The organism is Corynebacterium gerontici, assembly GCF_003813985.1.
GTDB classification, from domain to species: Bacteria; Actinomycetota; Actinomycetes; order Mycobacteriales; family Mycobacteriaceae; genus Corynebacterium; species Corynebacterium gerontici.
Genome location: NZ_CP033897.1, coordinates 14376 through 34219, shown reverse-complemented (window position 1 = coordinate 34219; position 19844 = coordinate 14376). Strand labels below are relative to the sequence as shown.

Here is a 19844-nt window from a genome sequence, read left to right as displayed (position 1 = left end):
CCCACGACCAAAATCCACTTCCCTTAGTTCATCACGTGACGAAACCATGCGCTTTATGCACTCTGAGTGATCGACGGTGCGGGACGGTCAGCGGGGTAGTAGAGAAACACCCTACGGTTGTGCTGTAGACCACTTTTGCGCCCCGCAGAACCGGAATTATCTGTTTAAGAATTATTGTGGAGTTGTTTCAGAGTTGTTTTAGCCACTAAACAGCGAGTTCTTCATGAAGCACACGATGTCCCGCTGCGAACAACCACAGCTACCACTCTTGGCCGATGCTCCGCAGTCGCTACAGTGGTTACCAGCACTAATGAAAATCGCTTCGAAATCATAGAAGAACAAGAGCACTGTCGACGCGAACTGTTGCGCGTCTGGCGCGATACCAAAACTGGAGTCTGCCACCTCCGGACCATCAGTGGTCCCGCGGGTGGCTTGGCAGTGCTCGTGGACTCCCCGGGGCCGCCCAATCAGCAGCTAGCGCAGCGAGCAACAAAAAACCGCAACCTCTCGGTTGCGGTTTTTATTTTGTGCCCAGGGGGGGACTTGAACCCCCACGTCCGTAAAGGACACTGGCACCTGAAGCCAGCGCGTCTGCCAATTCCGCCACCTGGGCCGGTGGTGCAATTTTCATGCGACTGGAATAACCTAACACGTCCGACTGAGAATTTGCCAATGTGCAGGTCATTCCGCAAATTTTCTGCATTTTCAGTGCTTTGCAATAGGGCATGTGGCACCGAGGACCCTATACTGGGGCTTGAAGTGTGGCCGAGTGGCGTCGGCAAGCAAGCAAACCTAAGCGGATTGGAGGAGGCGAACGCTATGTCTCTTATGGGCAAGATCGCCAAGCTCGACAGCGCTATGCAGCGCGGTTTGGACAACAGCTTCGCCTTCGTCTTCGGCGGGCGCGTTGTTCCAGCAGAAATCGAAGAACTGCTCAAACAAGCAGCGGAAGACGAAACGGTGCACACCTACGAGGGCACAATCGAGGCTCCCAATGTGTTCCGCATCGAAGTGAGCGCCAAGGACTACTCTAATCTGCAGCAAGAACACCCGCGACTGCCGGAGAACTTTGCGGATCAGCTCGCGCGTTATTACAGAAACCAAGGTTGGCAACCTGCTGGGCCAATCACTGTGGCTGTGGCTCTAGACAAAGGCCTACGCACAGGTCAGCTTCGCGCCAGCACAGAATCCACCGCAGCAGGTGGCTTCATGGGCTTTGCCCAACAAATGGCCCCACGGCGCAAGCCAGCGGCAGACACCCCAGCACATCATCAGCAACCAGAAAGCGAGGCTGCCGTGGAGGCTCATCCTCAACAACCGAGCACGCAGTACATGTCGGCCGCACCGGAACATGATCCGAACGTGCCGATGGGCGAACCCGAAACTTCAGCATCCGGGCTCACCATGACGCTACTGCTGCAAGATGGATCCTCACGTACCTACCTGGTTCGTATTGGCTCCAACATTATTGGCCGCAGTAACGACGCGGATCTGCGGTTGCCGGACACCGGGGTTTCTCGCCAACACGCGGAAATTGAGTGGAATGGCGAGGACGCGGTGCTCACCGATTTGCACAGCACCAACGGCACAACGGTCAATGGCACCCCGGTGGAGAATTGGTTGCTTGCCGACGGCGACGTGATCACCGTCGGGCATTCCCACATCGAAGTGCGTATCGTCGATGCCCAACCCTGAACCAATCCGTCTCATACCCCAGCGCGCCTTTGCGCACTGCGCCCCAGCCCCATCGAGGAAGAACTGAAAGGTCCACCTTGGATTCCGTGATTCTGCTTGTACTGCGCATCGCCTTGCTCGTGTTGCTGTGGTTGTTCATCCTATTTGCGTTGAACACCCTGCGCCGCGACACCAAAGCAGCGGCTGCCCAAGGTATGCCCGGCGTCCCTGTGCAATACACCCAGGCTCCACCGGCACCCCCGGCCAAGCGTGGAGCGGTTCCCCAGGAAATCGCCGTGGTCGATGGCCCGCTCCTTGGCTCGACTCTTGCCCTCACTCAGCTCAATGAAGTGATCATCGGCAGGGCTCAGGATTGCCAATTTGTGTTGAGCGACGATTACGCCTCTTCGCACCATGCCCGCCTGTTCAAGCGCGGCAATGAATGGTTTGTGGAAGATCTCGATTCACGCAACGGCACTTTTACCGGCGGTTATCGCATTGACCAGCCCGAACGCGTGGGTGTTGGCAGTGATATCAAGATTGGACGCACAACGATAAGGCTGAACGGCTAATGAAACTCAACTTTGCCGCCGCCTCCGATCGCGGTCTGGTCCGAGGCAATAACGAAGACTCCGCCTACGCAGGCCCGCACCTTCTTGCGCTTGCCGACGGCATGGGTGGCCACGCCGCAGGCGAGGTTGCTTCCCAAATCATGATCCGTCACCTGGAACCGCTCGACGCTGACCCGGGCGACAATGACATGCTCGCCCTCCTGGCCACGGGGGCCGATGACGCCAACAACGCCATTGCACAGGGCGTGCGCGAGGTGCCAGAAACTGATGGCATGGGCACCACTTTGACGGCGCTCATGTTCAACGGCGAGGATCTCGCCATGTGCCATGTCGGCGATTCACGTGGGTACCGCCTGCGTGGAGGCAAACTGCAGCAAATCACGGTGGACGACACCTATGTGCAGTCGCTCGTGGAAAAGGGAGAGCTGGACCCCGAAGATATTTCCACTCATCCTCAACGTTCCATGATTTTGAAGGCCTACACCGGTAGGCCCGTAGATCCCACGTTGCAGATGATTGACGTGCAAATCGGAGATCGCTACCTCCTCTGCTCAGACGGGCTTTCTGATCCAGTCACGCACTCCACCATCGAACAAGAACTCGCAAATGGCACGCCCGATGAAGCGGCGCGCCGCCTGGTGGAATTGGCTCTGCGCTCTGGGGGCCCGGACAACGTCACTGTCGTTGTGGCAGACGTGGTGGAAGGAGACACACCCGAAACCGCACTGCCCCAAAAACCGGCCACTGTTGGCGCGTTGCTCGGTGGCGTGTTTGAGGCGCCCAATCCTGACACTGCTGCTGGCAGAGCTGCCATTGCGCTGTCGAAGCCGATTGAAGCTTCGGGTGCGCAACGGCCGCGAGAATCGCAGATCATCGAACCCGATCCAGCAACGGTGCCAGAGCAAAGCACCACCATGGCGAAGAAGAAAAAGCCAAAGAAATTCCTGGGGTTCCTCAGCGTGCTCGCTGTACTCGCCGTCCTCCTCGGCGGCGGTTGGTGGGCATCAAACGCCATCGAGAAGAACTACTACGTATCCACCAATGAGGATCAGATTGTGATTGAACACGGTGTGGATTACAGCGTGTTAGGGAAACAATTGCACGAGGAATACCAACGGGCGTGCCTGAGCCGTGAAGGTGAACTCACGCTCATCGCCAGCGACGCCTCTGAGCCATGTACACCATTCAAGGTCAGTGACCTCAAAGAATCGGCACGCAGTTCCGTAGGCAACTTGGAAAGCGGGAGCTACGACAAAGCACTTGCCCAGACACAGCGGCTCGCTCAAGAAGCGTTGCCGGTGTGCGTGACTCGACAGGCCGAAACAAAAACTAGCGCAAGCAAACCATCGCCAAGCAGTAGTGCTGCGCCCAAGTCCACCACGTCTGCCGCTCCCGGTGACCTCTCAAGTCCCGGTGTGAACTGCAGGGAGGTGCGCCAATGAGTTTCGCTCAACGTCTCGCTGCACGGCGCACAGAATTCGGACTCCTGCTCGTTGCGGCTGTCCTTATGGCCGTCACGCTGCTCAACCTCAATCTCGCCCAAGGCGAAGGGGTCAACAGTGAAGTGCTCTGGGTAATTGGCGGCTTCATTCTCGTGTTCACGATTGCCCACCTGGCGTTGTGCATGACGGCACCGCACGCAGACCAAGTGATGCTTCCGGTGGCGTCAGTCCTCAACGGCTTTGGTTTGGTCATGGTCTATCGCCTTGACCTGGCGCTCGATCAGAACCTCGCCAATAAGCAAGTGGTCTGGACGCTGGTTGGCGTGGCGCTCATGGTGGCGGTGCTCGTTCTCATTCGCGACCACCGGGCACTGAGTCGCTACTCCTACATTCTTGGACTTGTTGGCTTGGTGCTGCTCGCCCTGCCGCTTGTGTGGCCCACCTCTATGAACGCGGACGCCAATATCTGGATTTCCATCGGCCCGTTCTCGGTACAGCCCGGCGAGTTTTCAAAAATTCTGCTGCTGCTCTTTTTCGCCCAACTGTTGGTGAATAAGCGAGCACTATTTAACGTAGCCGGTTATCGCATTTTGGGTCTCGAGTTCCCACGCCTGCGCGACCTCGGCCCCATCCTTGCAGTGTGGGCGGTGGCCATCTTGATCATGGCTGGCGAAAATGACTTCGGCCCCGCGCTGTTGCTGTTTGCCACGGTGCTCGCCATGATGTTCCTAGCTACCGGGCGTGTGTCCTGGCTGCTCATCGGCGCTGTGCTGGTGGTCGTCGGTGGCTCCGCTGTGTATCAGATCTCCGACAAGATCCAAGCCCGCGTGCAGAACTTCATCGATCCGGTTTCCAATTTCGACACCACTGGCTACCAGCTTTCACAGTCACTCTTCGGACTATCTTCTGGTGGCATTGCAGGGTCCGGTCTTGGCAAGGGGCATCCCGAGCTCATTCCGGTGGCCGAATCCGACTTCATCCTCGCTGTGGTTGGTGAGGAACTTGGATTGATTGGCCTTTCCGCAGTCATCGTGCTCTTCGCTATCTTTGTCACTCGCGGACTACGCACCGCCCTGCGTTCGCGCGATTCCTACGGCAAGTTGGTTGCCGCCGGTCTTTCCTTCACTATCGCAATCCAGGTGTTCGTTGTAGTAGCTGGCATCACCGCACTCATGCCCATGACTGGTTTGACCACACCCTTCATGTCACAGGGCGGATCCAGCCTGATGGCCAATTACATTCTCCTCGGTCTTATTTTGCGCATTTCTGATTCCAGCTATTCCAATGACTCCGCAGGATTGGAGGCATCACGATGAATCGATCCATTCGTTTCACTAGTATCTTCACCCTGCTGCTCGTGCTGGTGTTGCTCATTAACCTCACGATTATCCAGGCGTTCAGCCGTGAGAAGTATGCTGAAAACCCATTGAACAAGCGCGCCTTCATTGAGATGAAGCAGCAACCGCGCGGCCAGATCTCCGCTGGTGGGCAGATCCTTGCTGAATCATTCCAGGATGAAAATGGCTTCTATCAGCGTCGCTACCCAACCGACCCGATGGCTTTCGGCCCGGTGGAAGGGTATATCTCCGATATTTATGGCGCCGCCGGCATTGAGGCGAGCTACAACAATGTGCTCAATGGCACCGATCCGGCCCAGAGCCTGAGCGGCATCTGGGATGATCTATTGGGCAAGGAACAGGTTGGTGCCAACGTTGAGCTCACCTTGAATCCCCAGGTACAAAATCTTGCCTATAGCCAACTTGCCAATGCTGGCTATGAAGGCGCGGTGGTGGCGATCCGCCCTTCCAGTGGTGAGATCCTCGCCATGGCATCCACCCCCAGTTTCAACCCTCAAGACATTGTGGATCCCAATGTTGCCGAACAGGCTTGGGAAAACTACAACGCCGAGCCCGGCAATCCCCTGCTCAACCACGCTACCCAGGAAACGCTTCCACCCGGTTCCACCTTCAAGGTGGTTACGACATTGGCGGGACTCAAGGCGGGCTTCAGTCCGGATTCCCAGCTCACCGGCGCAAAGAATATTACCTTGCCCAACACCAATACGACCTTGGAAAACTACGGTGGCGAAGTCTGTGCTGGCCAACAAACCGTGACTCTTGCTACCGCTTTCCAATACTCATGCAACACCGCCTTCGTGCAAATGGGCATTGAAGCCGGCGCGGATAATTTCCGTCAGGCGGCTGACGCCTTTGGAGTGAGTGACACCTACGACCTCGGCATTCCAATGGCCTCTGGCACCATCGGCGACATTCCGGACGATGCTGCGCTTGGCCAGTCTGCCATTGGCCAGCGCGACGTGGCCATGTCTGTGCTCCAAAATGCCGTGGTTGCAGCAACCGTTGCCAATGGTGGCAAGCGCATGGCTCCCCATATCGTTTCCAAGGTGGTGGGTCGCGATCTCAACACCATCAAGGAGATCAAGCCCAAGGAACTCAACCAGGCACTTACTCCCGAGGAGGCCTCCACCCTGACGGATCTCATGCGCCTGTCAGAGCAACACACTGCGGGTTATGCGGGTCAGAACATCGCCTCCAAGACGGGTACGGCGGAACACGGTGAGGATTCGAGGAACTCCAACCCGCACGCCTGGTACATCGCTTTTGTTCCAGACGCCGATGTTGCCGTCGCGGTGGTTGTGAAAAATGGTGGCGACCGTGGACAGGCCGCTACGGGCGGATCCGTTGCCGCGCCGATTGGCCGCGCCGTCCTTCAAGCAGCTCAGGGGGCGGCATAGATGACAACTGATCAAGCATTGCAGAACTTGTTGGGTAATGATTATCGCCTGCAGTGGGTTGTTGGCCAGGGCGGCATGTCCACCGTTTGGCTTGCCGACGACCTACGCACCCAACGGGAAGTGGCCATCAAGGTTCTGCGGCCGGAATTCTCGGACAACAACGAGTTCCTCTCCCGCTTCCGGAATGAGGCGCTTGCCAGCGAAAATATCCACTCCGAAAACGTGGTGGAAACCTACGATTACCGCGAGGCAACCGACGCAGCCGGAAGAACCATGTGCTGCATCGTGATGGAATACGTTCGCGGTGAGTCCTTGGCAGACATGCTCTCGCGCAAAGGCAGCTTGGATGAACCCCTGGCGCTCGATGTACTTGAGCAAGCCGCACATGGTTTATCCATCATTCACCGAATGGGTCTGGTGCACCGCGATATCAAGCCGGGCAACCTGCTCATCACCGAGGCCGGCCAAGTCAAGATCACCGACTTCGGCATTGCAAAAGCAGCAGAAGCCGTGCCGCTCACACGCACGGGAATGGTAGTGGGCACCGCCCAATACGTCTCCCCCGAACAGGCTCAGGGGAAGTCCGTTAGCGCCGCAACCGATGTCTATTCCCTGGGCGTAGTGGCATACGAGATGTTGGCTGGGCGCCGGCCTTTCAGTGGCGACTCTTCTGTGTCGGTAGCCATCGCGCATATCAATCAGGCTCCTCCGGTGCTGCCCACCACTGTCTCCGCTCAGGCGAGGGAGTTGGTAGGCATTGCGCTGCGCAAGGAGCCGGGTCAGCGTTATGCGGACGGTAACGAATTGGCACTGGCGGTATCGGCGGTGCGTATGGGTAGGCGCCCCCCGCAACCCAAATCGGTCCAATTGCAACGCGTGGCGCCTCAGCCTCCGCGAACAGCATCAACGCAGATGCTCGGCCAGGTGGCTCAGCCCACCACAGTTGTTCCGGCAACTCAGCAAGTTCGGCAAGTGCAGCCGCGTTATGTGCCCGCCCCTGCGCCGCGGCGGTCTTCTGCGCCGTGGGTGATGCTGGTGTTGATCCTCGCCGCACTCGTTGGGGGTGTGGTGTGGGCGGCGTCCCAAGGAATGTTCGATAGCATCCTGAATCCCGAGACGAGTACACCGAAGCCGCCGGTGGTGGTGACAGTGGAGGAAACCACGGTGGAGGAAGTCACGCCGACGACTGTGGTGGAAACACCTGAACGAACTGCGCCGGAACTACCCACTCCTACGCCCGAACCCACGCAGAGCCCGTCCATTTTGGATAAGCTTTCGGATCTCGCTAGCGAACAGAACGCAACACCCGAACCCAGCCAAGGAGGCGAAGCACCATGATTGCCAACCGCTATGAGCTGGGCGAAATGATCGGCACCGGCGGAATGTCGGAAGTGTTTGCTGCAAGCGACACCCTGCTAGGCCGCCAGGTGGCGGTGAAGATGCTTCGGGCCGACCTTGCTCGCGACGTCAATTTCCGCGAACGTTTCCGCAGAGAAGCCCAGAATTCGGGACGCCTGAATCATCCGAACATCGTGGCAGTGTACGACACGGGTGAGACGGAAATTGCGGGGCTCAACACTCCGTATATCGTCATGGAGTTGGTGCACGGCAGAACGCTGCGCGACATTATCCGCGAAGACGGTGCGCTCACTCCCGCCGAGGCGGCATCCACGCTCATCCCCGTGTGCCATGCGCTGCAGGTCAGCCACGAGGCTGGCATTATCCACCGCGATATCAAGCCAGCCAATGTCATGATCACGAACACCGGGGCAGTAAAGATCATGGACTTCGGCATCGCCAGGGCGCTTGACGACGCCACCAGCGCCATGACTCAAACCTCTGCGGTCATCGGTACGGCGCAGTACCTCTCTCCTGAGCAGGCGCGCGGCAAGCTAGCCGATGCACGCTCGGATGTCTACGCACTCGGTTGCGTCATGTATGAGACGATCACCGCTCATCCACCATTCGAAGGTGAAACCCCCTTCGCAGTGGCGTACCAGCATGTGCAAGAGGATCCGGTGAAACCCAGTGAGTACATCCGGGATCTCACGCCCACCGCAGCGGTGAATGTGGACGCTGTGGTGCTCACTGCCATGGCAAAGCACCCCGCCGATCGCTACCAGACGGCCCTGGATATGGCCGCTGATCTGGAACGACTCGAACGCCATGCAGTCACTAACGCCGCTCGTTCCTATGTCGATCCCGTGGACAGCGCCTCACAAACGCAGGTAGCTCCGGTGGCACCTGTACCGCCGACCCGCACCAACGTCGTCCCCCAACAGCAGCCCACTGCTCAAGGCGAGCAGGCACCCGCGGCGCCACCGGCGCGGCATCAACGTGGGGCGTCGAAAAGCAATAATAAGGGACTCAAAATTACTGCCGCCGTCCTCGCGGCGCTTTTGCTGGGCGTGGGTGGCGTGTTTGCCTATGACTACCTCACCGGCTCGAGCAGCAGCCCCACCAAGAATATGGTTCAGGTTCCCACCCTCGATGGAAAACCGCAGGTAGAGGCCGTACAGCAGCTGGAGGGGCTGGGCCTGCAAGTGCAGGTGATGGAGGAACCCAATCCTACGATCGAGCGGGGCAAGGTAATTCGCACCAACCCGGGCGCCGGCTCATCTGTGCCTCCCAGCTCGACAGTGACGCTCACGGTTTCTTCAGGCAAGGAAGTCACCGAGGTGCCGGATCTGCGCGGCAAAACCACCCAAGATGCCGAACGTTTGTTAAAAAAAGCTGGGCTGGAACTGGACTCCACCGTGCGCGAAGACACCTCAGATGAGGTGAAGAAGGGCGAAGTGATGCAGCAATCGCCTTCCGCGGGCGCCCAGGTATCCAGAGGATCGAAGGTATCGATTACCGTTTCCACCGGTGCGGCAACTCAGAAGGTTCCCAATATCACCGGGATGGAGTGGTCGCAGGCCGAGCCGATGTTAACTCAACTCGGATTCCGCCCGCGTATGGAAGAAGTGGATTCCTTGGAGCCTGCGGGCACGGTGGTCTCTGCAAGCAACGAGGGCCAGCAGCTTGCAACTGATGCCGAGGTGGTTGTTCAGGTTTCAAATGGCCAGCTCATGCGCATGCCTGACATTCGCATGCAAACTCCACAGCAGGCCGTGACCACACTTCGTGGAGCCGGCTGGACAGGTGATGTGACCAAGCTGCCCGAGCAAGGAACGGTGGCGACGCCACTGATTACTGATCGCGGCAAAATCGCTGGATCAACGCCGGAGGCTGGGCAAGAAGTTCGCAAGGACGCCACGATCACCATCCGCACCTATGAATTCGATCTCGGAGCCCTCACGGGCTAATCTGTGCCAAAGACCCAACGTTGGGCATAAGGAGAAAGCGACAGTATGCCAAAGGCAAAAGTAAACAACAGCAGCGAATACATCCCCGGTAGTGCGGGCGAAAACCGCACACCGGTAAAAATTAACGCTGCTGGAACCCCCGTATGGTACAAGACCATCATGTTTGCCTTCCTGCTGGCCGGCCTGGCGTGGCTGATCATTTATTACCTCGCCGGACCGCAAATCCCGTTCATGGTGAACCTAGGCAATTGGAACTATGGCATCGGCTTTGGCTTGTTCACCCTAGGACTACTTATGACAATGGGTTGGCGTTAATCCTACGCACGATGACGCCGGGCATGTCACACTCGTGACTCATGCCCGGCTTTGTGCTTTCCGGGATAACTCTTAAGAGGCGAGCTTCTCCCTTTGAGCCTGTGCCACCTGCTGTACCAAATCTGGCTGCTGGCCGCGGGGGTCTACTACGACGAAGTGGTATCCGCCCTCGTTTCCGATTTGCACGATTTGTTGGTACTCGAAGCTCCCTCCCAAACGTTTTTGCAGCGTTCCTCCCCCTTCAAGCTGAGTCACCTTGTACGCATGAGAATTAGGTGTTCCAGCCGTTTCTCCCATGGTGACAACATAGGGGCAATCGCCAACTTCGACGGGCTTTTTATCCACCATCACCAAAATGACCCCATCAGGGGTATTAAAGCCGGTGCTCGCCATCTCGTCACCGTCGGCTCTACCCCAAGCACGGGTTTCGGAATCGTCCCAGCCAATGCCTGCACACTCCTGTGGTTCGTAAGAGGTAGCCTCATGCACGCCTGCGTTACCCATGTGCAAAATCTCTTCCTCCCGGAAGTCGAGCTCCGGGATGTCAGCGCTATGAATAATTACGTCAGCGGCAGGACCAAGTGACTTGGGTGTGGGATCTCCGGACAAAGGATTTGCACATCCCGCGAGGGCACCCATCAACAGCAAGCTCAGCATTTTCTTCATAGCTTTTACTCTATCCACATTCGCAGTTATCCACAGCTGTGGATAAAGATGTGCACAAATCACACTTTTAGATTGATCACAGCCCCTTCCACAGGCTGTGGATAAGTTTTTCCCCGTGATGCCCAAGCTGCGAATTGTTCGAGCTATTCGGGCTCATTCCCTGCTCAAATCCATCGAACACGAGCAAAATCCGAACACCTGTGGGAATCTTACAAGAATGTAGTTATCCACATTGTGGATAACTCCTGTGGACAACTCTTCCCTTTTCTCACACCCCCGCGAAGCACCCATTCATCCACAGCCGCAGTGGAGAACCCCGAACAATCCCCGCATGCTCAAACCGCCAAGGCGTTCCCCACCATCGCCACCCCGAAGACTTCCACGGCCATTACGCCCCATACCCACAGACGAAAACGCAGGCGTGAAAACATCAGTGCGCCCAGCAACACACCTACGGCGAATCCCCCGATGTGTCCCCACAGAGAAACATTGGGAGTAATCAGTGAATACCCGAAGTTCACAGCGATGAGCACGAGGGCGGCCGTGACCTGAGTGCGGTTTCTGATGCTGAACGCCAGCAGGATCGCCATGAGCCCATAAAGCGAACTTGAGGCCCCTACGGTGGGCGATAAGGGTGCTTGGAGCATCACCGCCAAGGAGCCACCCATCCCGCAGGCGAGATATGCACCCAGGTAAGGAATGGAGCCCAGGCCGCGTTCAACCTCGCGGCCGATGAGAAACAGCATGAGCATGTTGAACCCCAGGTGCGTGGGATCAATGTGCAAGAACAATGCGCTGAGCGCGCGGAGCCACTCGATCGGGGCGTGCATGTACGGCGCATACAAGATGCCGTGCTCGGCAAATGAGGATGCTTGGAGGGGGTGCATCAGCGAGCGTGATTGCAGCACGGTGATTGCGAAGGCCAGCACATTCAGAAGCAGCAGCGTAGCGGTGACGGGTGCTGGGCGCGCGAAGTTTTTGACACTGCGGGCAAGAGAAGACATGGTGTTCCATTCCTTGCGTTGGGTATGCAAAAGGCCTTCGTCGAAAAGCTAAAGAAGACGAAGGCCTGGTTGAAGCGGAGTTTAGTTCTTGATCTCCACGGATTCGATCACGACGGGCTCGACGGGGCGATCCATGCGGTCGGTGGCGGTGCCAGCAATGTCAACCACAACCTTCTGGGAATCCGCGTCGGTGACCTCACCAAAGATGGTGTGGTGGTTGTTCAGGTGCGGGGTGGGTGCCACGGTGATGAAGAACTGGGAACCGTTGGTGCCGGGCCCTGCATTCGCCATGGCCAGCAGGAAGGGGCGGTCGAATTGAAGCTCGGGGTGGAACTCATCGGCGAACATGTAGCCGGGACCGCCACGGCCGGTGCCGGTTGGGTCGCCGCCCTGGATCATGAAGCCGTCGATCACGCGGTGGAACACAGCGCCATCGTAGAAGGGGCCTTCGGAGTTGCCTGCGGCGTTTTCCGTCTTGTAGTCGGCGGTGCCATCAGCCAAGGTGACGAAGTTTTCCACGGTCTTTGGGGCGTGGTTGCCGAAAAGATCGATGGTGATGTCACCACGGTTGGTGTGCAGGATTGCGGTTGCAGTCTTTGCAGTCATGGTGGGCATTATACGCGTGGGCTTCATGCAAAGCAGCGCACGGACACATAGACTAAAGCGCAAACATCTACGAAGGAGCGATTATGAACCCCACCACCTTGCGTATGGGTTACCGTGGCGCGAAGGCCGCTTGGCACAAGTTCCAGGAACTGAAAAATAAGGCGGCGTCCGATGCCTACGACGGCCTGCTGGAGGCAGCTAACTCCGCCGAGAACCTCAGCGACGATGCTTCGGGCAAGCTCGCCACCGTGCTGGAGCAGTCCAAGAAGCGCCTGGAAAAGGCCAAGGCTGAGGCAAGCGACACTGCAGAGGATCTGGAAAAGCGCGGGAAGAAGACCTGGAAGAAGCTGAGCAAGCAGGCCAATAAGCAGTCGAAGAGCGCGCGCAAGAAGGCCGAGAAGGCCGCCAAGAAGGCTCAGGCGAAGGCGGACGCCAAGTTGGGTCGCAAGAAGTCTTCCAAGGGCAAGAAGTTTGGCATCTTCGCCCTGGTGGCGGCCATCGTTGTGGCGATCGCCTACGTTGTGGCACGCATGACCAAGCAGGAAACCGAGACTGAACCGCCGCGCGTTGAGGACTATGGCACCGCCCCAGCCGATTCCAAGCTGGTGTACTCCACCTCCACGGAGGACGATGAGCGCCTGGACACCGCCGCCGATGCAGCTGCAGCCGCCAACCCTCTTGAGGGCACCCCGGAGCGCGACGAGGAGCTGCTGAAGTCCATCGACGAGCAGATTGCCAAGCACCGCCTGCGCGAGGACGACGAGTCTTAAGCTTTTCGACGCCCCCGTCACCCCTTGCAAACGCAAAAGCCAGCCTTTCGGCTGGCTTTTTTTGCTGCTAACGGGCGAGTTCGTGGGAAAGAGCTTCGAGTTCCCCGCCACCTGCCATCTGTTGCGTGAGTTCCTCAAGGGTGACTTCGCTGCGATCCGCATCCAGAATCTGACGCCCCAGGTTCAGAATGCTGAAGTGATCCCCCACCAGGTAGGCGTGGTGGGGATTGTGGGTAATGAGCACCACGCCAATGCCGCGCTCGCGGGCAGCGGCAACAAATTTGAGCACCATACCTGACTGTTTCACGCCGAGCGCGGCCGTGGGCTCGTCGAGGATGATCACGCGAGCACCGAAGTACACGGCACGGGCAATGGCCACCACCTGACGCTGGCCGCCTGAAAGGCTATCTACTTCTACGTCCACATCCGGAATGTCAATGCCCATGGAGAGCAACTGCTCCTTGGTGATGCGCTTCATCTCATCTTCACGCAGACGGCCAAAGCGCCCGGTGAGTTCTTGGCCGAGGAAGAAATTGCGCCACACCGACATCTGACCCACCACGGCCAGGTCTTGGTACACGGTGGCAATGCCGTGCGCTAGGGCGTCACGCGGGCCTTGGAATTGGGTCTCGGTGGCGTCGACAAGCAGGGTGCCTGAGGTGGGTTTGTGCAGGCCTGCGAGGATTTTGATCAGGGTGGATTTGCCGGCGCCATTGTCGCCGAGCACGCAAACGACCTCGCCCGCGTGGACTTTCAGGTTGACGCCACGCAGCGCTTCGAAGGTGCCATAGGACTTGGTCACCTGCTCCAGTTGAATGATGGGGTTCATCGGCGGCCTTTCGTGAAGCTGGCAAAGGAGGTGTTGGTGAACACGGCAAAGAGCAGCATGGCGCCAAGGAAGAACTTGAACCAGTCGGGGTTCCATCCGGCGTAGACGATGCCCTGGTTAGTCATGCCGAAGATGAGTGCGCCAATCGCGGTGCCAATGGCGGTGCCGCGGCCACCGGTGAGCGCACAGCCGCCAATCACAGCGGCAATGATGTAGAGGAACTCGTTGCCCACACCCTGGCCTGCTTGGATGGAATCGAAGGCGAAGAGGTTGTGCATGCCCACGAACCAGGCGGCAAAGCCCACGAACATAAACAGGATGATCTTAACGCGAGTTACCGGAACGCCCACCGCGCGAGCAGCATCTTGATCCCCGCCGACGGCGAAGATCCAGTTGCCGAACTTGGTCTTAAACAGCAGGAATGACGCAAGTGCCACAAAGAAGATCCACCAGAACACCGTGGCGCGCACGCTGACCCCGCCAATGTGGACAGTGCCCGCAAAGACTTTTTGCGCAGAGGGGAAACCTTGCATGTCTGCGATGGTCGGTGTTGCTACTTGGCCGGTGACCAGCTTGGTGATGGCAAGATTGAGGCCCTGAAGCATGAGGAATGCCGCCAGGGTGATCAGGAAGCTGGGAATGCCGGTGCGGGTGACTAGAAATCCGTTGAGCGCACCGATGCTCAGAGAGATCAGCAGCGCTAAGCCAGCACCCACCCATGAATTGAGGTGGAGGTTGTAATTGAGCATGGTGGCTGCCAGCGCCGCGGTGGTCACAGCCACGCCCGAGGAAAGATCGAACTCGTCGCCGATCATGAGCAAACCCACGGCCAACGCCACGATGCCAAGCGTGGAGCTGGCATAGAGCACCGTGGAGAATGCCTCCAGGGAGCGGAAGGCGGGCGCTACTGCCAAAAAGAGGATGAAGATGGCGATGGCACCAAGCAGGCTGGCAAGCTCCGGGCGGCGGATCAGCTTGGCCATGCGGGTGCGCTCAGGAAGACGATCATCGGTGCTTGTTTCAGTTGGGCTCATCGCAGACCCTCCGTTGCCGCCTCGGCGATCTGATCCACGTTGGAGGCATCCACAAAGCTCGGTCCGGTGTACACAGGACGGTTGCCACCGATCACGCTGCCGTTGCGCTTGGCCAACCAGAGAGAATCTACCGCCAGATAGCCTTGCAAATAGGGCTGTTGATCGATGGCGAATTGGATGGCGCCGTCTTTGATGGCCTGCACCAACTGTGCGTTGGTGTCGAAGGTAGCGATCTTGGCTTGGCTTCCGGCGTTCTTGACCGCATCCACGCTGGTCAACGCCACGGGAGCCACAAGGCCCATGACCCAATCGATGCTCTTATCCTGCGAAAGTTTTGCCTGCACCGTGGACTGCACACTGGTGAGATCCTTGCCGTTGACGTAGAGGATCTCCATCTGGCCGCCCTTGAGCCCATCTTTGACACCGCCACAGCGCTGCTCCTGGGAAGAATTGCCTTGTTCGTGGATCACACACAGGACGTGCTTGGCACCTTCCTTATCCAGGCGCTCACCTGCGAGGGTGCCTGCCACCTTTTCGTCTTGCCCGAAGAAGGAGGAAATACCGTATTTCTGGTATTCGTTCATCCCCGCGTTCAAGCCAACGGTTGGGATGCCGGCGTCCACGGCTTTCTGCGCCGCGGGTCCGATAGCCTGCGCATTGGGCATGGTGACAGCAATGCCATCCACTTTGGCGTCGATAGCTGATTGCACCAGGTTTGCTTGGTTGGGGGCCTCGGGGTCGGAGGAATAGCGCAGCTCAATGTTGTCTTTCTTGGCTGCATCCTCGGCGCCCTTGCGCACCAGATCCCAGAAGGTATCGCCCGGCGCGCCGTGGGTGACCATGGCTACTACATAGCGGGGGGTATCAACGCCACCTGCTTGGCCGCCTTCGCCATTGCTGCGGGGCGCGCCGCCGGTGGCGGAGCAGCCGCTGAGCGTGACGGCGGCGAGTACACCTACTGCGAGCACTTTTTGGAAGATTTTCACCTCGTTATCGTTTCCTAAGTGGATAGGGATGGTCAAACCCTCGCGACGTATCTGAGCTGCTTGTTTATCGATTCAGTAGCGTTGAGCAGGGCGCATGCCCGCCCCTAGATTGGGGTGCATCTGCTCTGGAGGGCATGTCCGATTATGTGGGAACGCGCAAAAGTGGGTGCATTCCCAAACTCAAAGTGTGCTTGGCGGGCAGTGGGTTTACGTGGTGGCAAGGGCAGGCGCGGCGGCTAGCGTGGGTTCACGGCGGCAACTACAGATGAGCATGATGGCAAGTGCCTAACATGGAAGTGCCCCCTATTTTGATCGGAGAAGCTCATGGCCTGGATCGACCACGCAATTTTCTGGCACGTATACCCGCTTGGATTCGCGGGGGTGGATATTCGAGGTGAGCAAGAAAAGGGTGACGGGCTTACACGCTTGCGCAGCAGCCTGGATTACTTGATCGCTTTGGGCTGCAATGGCCTGCTGCTCGGGCCAATTTTCGCATCACAGACGCATGGATATGACACCATCGACCACCTGCGCATTGATCCGCGTCTGGGCACCGAGGAAGACTTCGATGCCCTGGTCGCTGACTGCCAGGAAAAAGGCATCGCCTTGGTGCTCGATGGGGTATTTAGCCACGTAGCGGAAGGTTTTGTGCGCCCGGAGCTGATTGGTGAAGGTGTGTTTGAAGGCCACGGCGATCTCAAGCGCCTGCGCCATGAAGATCCTGCCTGCCAGGCGTACGTGGCTGAGGTGATGAGGTATTGGCTGGATCGAGGCGCCAGCGGTTGGCGTTTGGACGCGGCATATTCGGTGAGCAATGAATTCTGGGCAAAGGTGCTCCCACCGGTACGTGAAGCACACCCCGATGCGTGGATCCTCGGCGAGGTGATCCACGGGGATTATCCCGCCATCGTCGAAGAATCCGGCATGGATTCCGTCACCCAATATGAGCTATGGAAGGCGTGCTGGTCCGCGCTGCATGACGCGAACTTTTTTGAGCTGGAGTGGTCAGTTCGCCGCCACATGGAGTTCTTGGAGCACTTCATTCCCAATACCTTTGTGGGCAATCACGATGTCACGCGCATTGCTAGCAAGGTGGGCCAAGATAAGGCAGTGCTCGCAGCGGTGCTGCTATTGACCATGCCGGGTATTCCTTCCATCTACTATGGCGACGAGCTGGGTATGGAGGGTGTAAAGGAAGAGCGCATGGGCGGCGATGATGCTGTGCGTCCTTCATGGACCGAGCCTGGCGAGTCCTCAGTCTTGGGCGTGTGGAAATCCCTCATCGCCTTGAGGCGCCAGCACTCTTGGTTGGTGAACGCCACGGTGGAGACCCTTGAGTTGGAAAACGAGCGCTACTGCTACCGCGTCCAACAGCGCGGCGGCCAGGATTTCCTGGAGGTGGAGCTTTCGCTTTTCGACGCCCCCACGGCCATCATTCGCAACGCTCAACAGGAAGTAATTTGGCAGCGCTAAATGCCTAAATCACCCCCGAATGGGTGGACGCTTTGTGAGTGTCACCTTTGGCTTTGTGGCTGAAAAAGCAGCGCACAGCTTTAATGAGAACAGTGTAACGAGCACCACATTCAAGGAGGCGTTAGAAACTTAGCTACATGGCAGTTGCTGGGCTTATTATTTCATCTGTTTTTCCGCCTACCTGGCAAAACCCATCGTTTCCACCCCAGCGATTTTCCTAAGGATCACACCATGAGCCAACCCGCTTCTTTGCATGAAGCGAACACTCAGCGCACCGTCGGAGTGCCTGAGCGTGCCACGAAGGCACAACCTTTGATTAAGTCAGTTACCCCCATTGCACTGGTGTGCGTTGCAGTGGCTGCTGCCGCCTATTTCTTCGCCCCGATGCTCAGCGTGATTGCCCTGCTAGCTGCTGCATTCGCGGTGGTTGCACGCGCCACCGTCGCCCACAATGTGGCAAAGGATCTGGCAGACATGCAGCAGGCACGGGCTTCCCACGCGGCAGGCAAGAAGCCGGCAGAATGCGCCGAATTTGTGTTCCTGCGAAGCGGCGAGATGCTCGCCCGCCCGCACCTGTTCACAAACTACGCCCTCGCGCAGATTCAGGAACTGCACGCCTGGGCAAAGGTGGAGTACGAGCACGCCTGATCAGTGCTAAAAACGAACACCGTCACAGTGATGCACCGTGACGGTGTTTTTGTTTCTTATTCCATCGCCGCTGCACACTGCTCGGTCCAGCCGGACGTCCCATCGGTGAAGAAGGTCGTGCCTCGCTCATGTAGCCCTTTTTGGCCACAACTTTGAATGACCTTATTCATGGGCGTGGGAGTGGTCTGTCCCGGCGCCTCGGTATATCCCATCACTGGTGCGGGTGCTGGCTCCACCGTTTCTGTTACTGTCTGCTGCTCTACGGTCTCCCTGTCCTGGGTCACTGTGACCGTCGTGGTTGGTTCTTCGCTTGTCGACGTCACCGTTTCCGTTACCTGTGACTTGGTTGAGGGTGCTGAATCCTCAGAGTCTCCTGAGCATGCCACCACCGAGAGACAAACAACAGCAAGGGCTGGGATAAGACGTTTCACGTGAAACTACCTCCTTTGAGAAGTTTAATAAGGATCTACCCTCCACTATTCGGTCTTTCACGCGGTCCCGAAAGGCTCCGTGCACCCCTTCTAGGGGTGTTTCCTTTCACAACCTCAAAGCTTTTCCCCATCGGCCGGATGTAGGCGCATGGCCAAAATCTCAGAGGAATACGCTGTAGATTGGCCTTAGGTTTTCCTTGCCGGTACTGAGAAGGGTTGCTCACCATGTCCGATAGCACGCGGGTGCTGCTGTTTCGTTTGCTCTATGCGCTGCTAGCGATCGCGGGCATCGTCTTGGTCCTGCTTGAGCATTACGTCTCCGGGATTGTGGCTATCGCTGCTTCAACGCTGGTGTATCTCTTAGTGCTCTACCCCACCCGCCGCCAGGAGATCGAGAAGCGGCAGCACTAACTCCGCTGCTCGTACTTGATCACGCGGATCGAATTCCACGCTAACGCCGCCATGTAGGCAGGCGCCAAACTAAGCATGAGCCATACGAGGGTCATGCTACTTAGAAGACCTCTTTCCGTTAGCACTACAGCCAGAATTAAAGCAGCCATGATCAGGCTAGGCACCACGCTGTAGCGAATGTGCCACGGCACTTGGCTGTTCATGACATTCCTTCCTCTAGCGGGAGCTTATGTGACGCAGGTTACCAAGAGTGCGCACTGGGCACAAGAAAATCCCGACCACCATCGGTGGCCGGGATTTTGGGCTGTGGAGCATAGGAGAATCGAACTCCTGACCTTCTGCTTGCAAAGCAGATGCTCTACCAATTGAGCTAATGCCCCTTTGTTCCTGTGGGCCTAGCAAGAATCGAACTTGCGACCTCATCGTTATCAGCGATGCGCTCTAACCGACTGAGCTATAGGCCCTGGGAACGAGATAGAACTTTACACATCCCGTTCCCAACTAAGCAAATCGCCTGTTCAGTAGCGGTTTTTAGCGGTCACGTTGGCGTCGAAAAGCTAAGCAAGTTTCAGCTTAGTCCACTTCTTCGCGCACGTACACACGTAGACCACCAAAAACGTCCACAGAGGCGTTGTAAATGATGGCAGCCACCGGGGCGAGCAGAGTATTCAGCACCGCCACCACTGCCCCCAGCATGGCTGCGGTTGTGATGACGAGGCCAAAGGTGATGCTCTGCTTGCCACCTACGCCGCCGATCACGGAATTTGCTTTGTCCAACACGCCCGCAGCGTCCATGCCGAAGTACAGCAGGCTCACGCAGATGATCCACGCTGCAAATCCAACAAGCGAGAGTGCCAGTGCGCTGAGCAACGCTGATTTCGGGGAGACGCGCACAAGGCTGCTGCGCTTGATAGCCACGG

Annotated in this window: 19 protein-coding genes, 3 tRNA genes and 2 pseudogenes; 13 read left to right on the top strand and 11 right to left on the bottom strand. The window is 57.8% G+C overall.

The genetic code is table 11. From position 1 onward, the window contains the following. Nucleotides 1-294: 294 nt before the first annotated feature. Nucleotides 295-453: pseudogene (locus CGERO_RS10855) on the top strand (DUF6440 family protein); the annotation flags it as partial. A gap of 75 nt (nt 454-528) precedes the next feature. Here CGERO_RS10855 and CGERO_RS00175 read toward each other — a convergent pair. Continuing rightward, nucleotides 529-613 (bottom strand) — tRNA-Leu (locus CGERO_RS00175). Nucleotides 614-819: 206 nt separating this feature from the next. On the opposite strand from CGERO_RS00175, the gene CGERO_RS00170 reads away from it, so the two are divergent. The 8 genes and pseudogenes from CGERO_RS00170 (at nt 820) to crgA (ending at nt 10066) form a co-directional block, all read left to right on the top strand. Further along, nucleotides 820-1695, top strand: coding sequence for an FHA domain-containing protein (locus CGERO_RS00170; protein WP_123932657.1), 876 nt, complete (start codon nt 820-822; stop codon nt 1693-1695). A gap of 77 nt (nt 1696-1772) precedes the next feature. Continuing rightward, on the top strand, nt 1773-2246 hold the full coding sequence (locus CGERO_RS00165) for an FHA domain-containing protein FhaB/FipA (RefSeq protein ID WP_123932655.1): 474 nt from the start codon (nt 1773-1775) through the stop codon (nt 2244-2246). After that, complete coding sequence (locus CGERO_RS00160) at nt 2246-3688, top strand: PP2C family protein-serine/threonine phosphatase (protein ID WP_123932653.1); 1443 nt, start codon at nt 2246-2248, stop codon at nt 3686-3688. Before CGERO_RS00165 ends, CGERO_RS00160 begins: the two co-directional genes overlap by 1 nt. Continuing rightward, complete coding sequence (locus CGERO_RS00155) at nt 3685-5004, top strand: FtsW/RodA/SpoVE family cell cycle protein (protein WP_123932651.1); 1320 nt, start codon at nt 3685-3687, stop codon at nt 5002-5004. Before CGERO_RS00160 ends, CGERO_RS00155 begins: the two co-directional genes overlap by 4 nt. Continuing rightward, nucleotides 5001-6443: a penicillin-binding transpeptidase domain-containing protein gene (locus CGERO_RS00150; RefSeq protein WP_123932649.1), complete on the top strand. Its 1443-nt coding sequence runs from the start codon at nt 5001-5003 to the stop codon at nt 6441-6443. Before CGERO_RS00155 ends, CGERO_RS00150 begins: the two co-directional genes overlap by 4 nt. Next, nucleotides 6444-7410 (top strand): annotated as a pseudogene (locus CGERO_RS00145) (serine/threonine-protein kinase); the annotation flags it as partial. Between the two features lie 367 nt (nt 7411-7777). After that, entirely contained in the window at nt 7778-9751 is a 1974-nt protein-coding gene (gene pknB / locus CGERO_RS00140) for a Stk1 family PASTA domain-containing Ser/Thr kinase (RefSeq protein ID WP_123932645.1), read from the top strand. Nucleotides 9752-9796: 45 nt separating this feature from the next. Continuing rightward, nucleotides 9797-10066 carry a cell division protein CrgA gene (crgA, locus tag CGERO_RS00135; protein WP_123932643.1) on the top strand — a complete coding sequence of 90 codons (270 nt, stop codon included), beginning with the start codon at nt 9797-9799 and terminating at the stop codon, nt 10064-10066. Nucleotides 10067-10138: 72 nt separating this feature from the next. Here crgA and CGERO_RS00130 read toward each other — a convergent pair whose 3' ends face one another. From CGERO_RS00130 to CGERO_RS00120, 3 genes are all read right to left on the bottom strand, one after another. Continuing rightward, nucleotides 10139-10732, bottom strand: a complete 594-nt coding sequence (locus CGERO_RS00130) for a hypothetical protein (protein ID WP_123932641.1) — start codon at nt 10730-10732, stop codon at nt 10139-10141. Nucleotides 10733-11067: 335 nt separating this feature from the next. Further along, nucleotides 11068-11736 (bottom strand): rhomboid family intramembrane serine protease, encoded by a 669-nt coding sequence (locus CGERO_RS00125; RefSeq protein ID WP_123932639.1) that lies wholly within the window; start codon nt 11734-11736, stop codon nt 11068-11070. An 81-nt stretch (nt 11737-11817) separates the two neighbouring features. After that, complete coding sequence (locus tag CGERO_RS00120) at nt 11818-12354, bottom strand: peptidylprolyl isomerase (protein ID WP_164470311.1); 537 nt, start codon at nt 12352-12354, stop codon at nt 11818-11820. A 71-nt stretch (nt 12355-12425) separates the two neighbouring features. Here CGERO_RS00120 and CGERO_RS00115 point away from each other — a divergent pair, with 71 nt between their 5' ends. Next, nucleotides 12426-13112 (top strand): hypothetical protein, encoded by a 687-nt coding sequence (locus CGERO_RS00115; RefSeq protein ID WP_123932635.1) that lies wholly within the window; start codon nt 12426-12428, stop codon nt 13110-13112. Nucleotides 13113-13179: 67 nt separating this feature from the next. Here the strand turns inward: CGERO_RS00115 and CGERO_RS00110 are convergent, their stop codons facing one another. From CGERO_RS00110 to CGERO_RS00100, 3 genes are read right to left on the bottom strand one after another with little or no spacing between them, the layout of a single operon-like run. Further along, nucleotides 13180-13941, bottom strand: coding sequence for an ATP-binding cassette domain-containing protein (locus tag CGERO_RS00110; RefSeq protein ID WP_123932633.1), 762 nt, complete (start codon nt 13939-13941; stop codon nt 13180-13182). Next, nucleotides 13938-14975 (bottom strand): ABC transporter permease, encoded by a 1038-nt coding sequence (locus CGERO_RS00105; RefSeq protein WP_123932631.1) that lies wholly within the window; start codon nt 14973-14975, stop codon nt 13938-13940. The genes CGERO_RS00110 and CGERO_RS00105 overlap by 4 nt, the downstream gene beginning before the upstream one ends. Further along, a complete protein-coding gene (locus tag CGERO_RS00100) occupies nt 14972-15961 on the bottom strand; it encodes a sugar ABC transporter substrate-binding protein (RefSeq protein ID WP_123932629.1) in 990 nt (329 codons plus the stop codon). Before CGERO_RS00100 ends, CGERO_RS00105 begins: the two co-directional genes overlap by 4 nt. A 324-nt stretch (nt 15962-16285) precedes the next feature. On the opposite strand from CGERO_RS00100, the gene CGERO_RS00095 reads away from it, so the two are divergent. Continuing rightward, nucleotides 16286-17434: an alpha-amylase family glycosyl hydrolase gene (locus CGERO_RS00095; protein WP_123932627.1), complete on the top strand. Its 1149-nt coding sequence runs from the start codon at nt 16286-16288 to the stop codon at nt 17432-17434. Nucleotides 17435-17665: 231 nt separating this feature from the next. After that, on the top strand, nt 17666-18082 hold the full coding sequence (locus CGERO_RS00090; RefSeq protein WP_123932625.1) for a hypothetical protein: 417 nt from the start codon (nt 17666-17668) through the stop codon (nt 18080-18082). Nucleotides 18083-18138: 56 nt separating this feature from the next. Here CGERO_RS00090 and CGERO_RS00085 read toward each other — a convergent pair whose 3' ends face one another. Then, nucleotides 18139-18513 carry a hypothetical protein gene (locus CGERO_RS00085; protein ID WP_123932623.1) on the bottom strand — a complete coding sequence of 125 codons (375 nt, stop codon included), beginning with the start codon at nt 18511-18513 and terminating at the stop codon, nt 18139-18141. Nucleotides 18514-18738: 225 nt separating this feature from the next. On the opposite strand from CGERO_RS00085, the gene CGERO_RS00080 reads away from it, so the two are divergent. Next, nucleotides 18739-18924 (top strand): hypothetical protein, encoded by a 186-nt coding sequence (locus tag CGERO_RS00080; protein ID WP_123932621.1) that lies wholly within the window; start codon nt 18739-18741, stop codon nt 18922-18924. Between the two features lie 307 nt (nt 18925-19231). On the opposite strand, the gene CGERO_RS00075 is transcribed toward CGERO_RS00080, so the two are convergent. The 3 genes from CGERO_RS00075 to CGERO_RS00065 all read right to left on the bottom strand — a co-directional run bounded on the left by CGERO_RS00075 (nt 19232) and on the right by CGERO_RS00065 (nt 19842). Beyond that, a tRNA-Ala gene (locus tag CGERO_RS00075) sits at nt 19232-19304 on the bottom strand. Between the two features lie 10 nt (nt 19305-19314). Beyond that, a tRNA-Ile gene (locus CGERO_RS00070) sits at nt 19315-19388 on the bottom strand. Between the two features lie 109 nt (nt 19389-19497). Then, nucleotides 19498-19842, bottom strand: a complete 345-nt coding sequence (locus CGERO_RS00065; RefSeq protein ID WP_123932619.1) for a DUF3566 domain-containing protein — start codon at nt 19840-19842, stop codon at nt 19498-19500. Nucleotides 19843-19844: the final 2 nt, after the last annotated feature.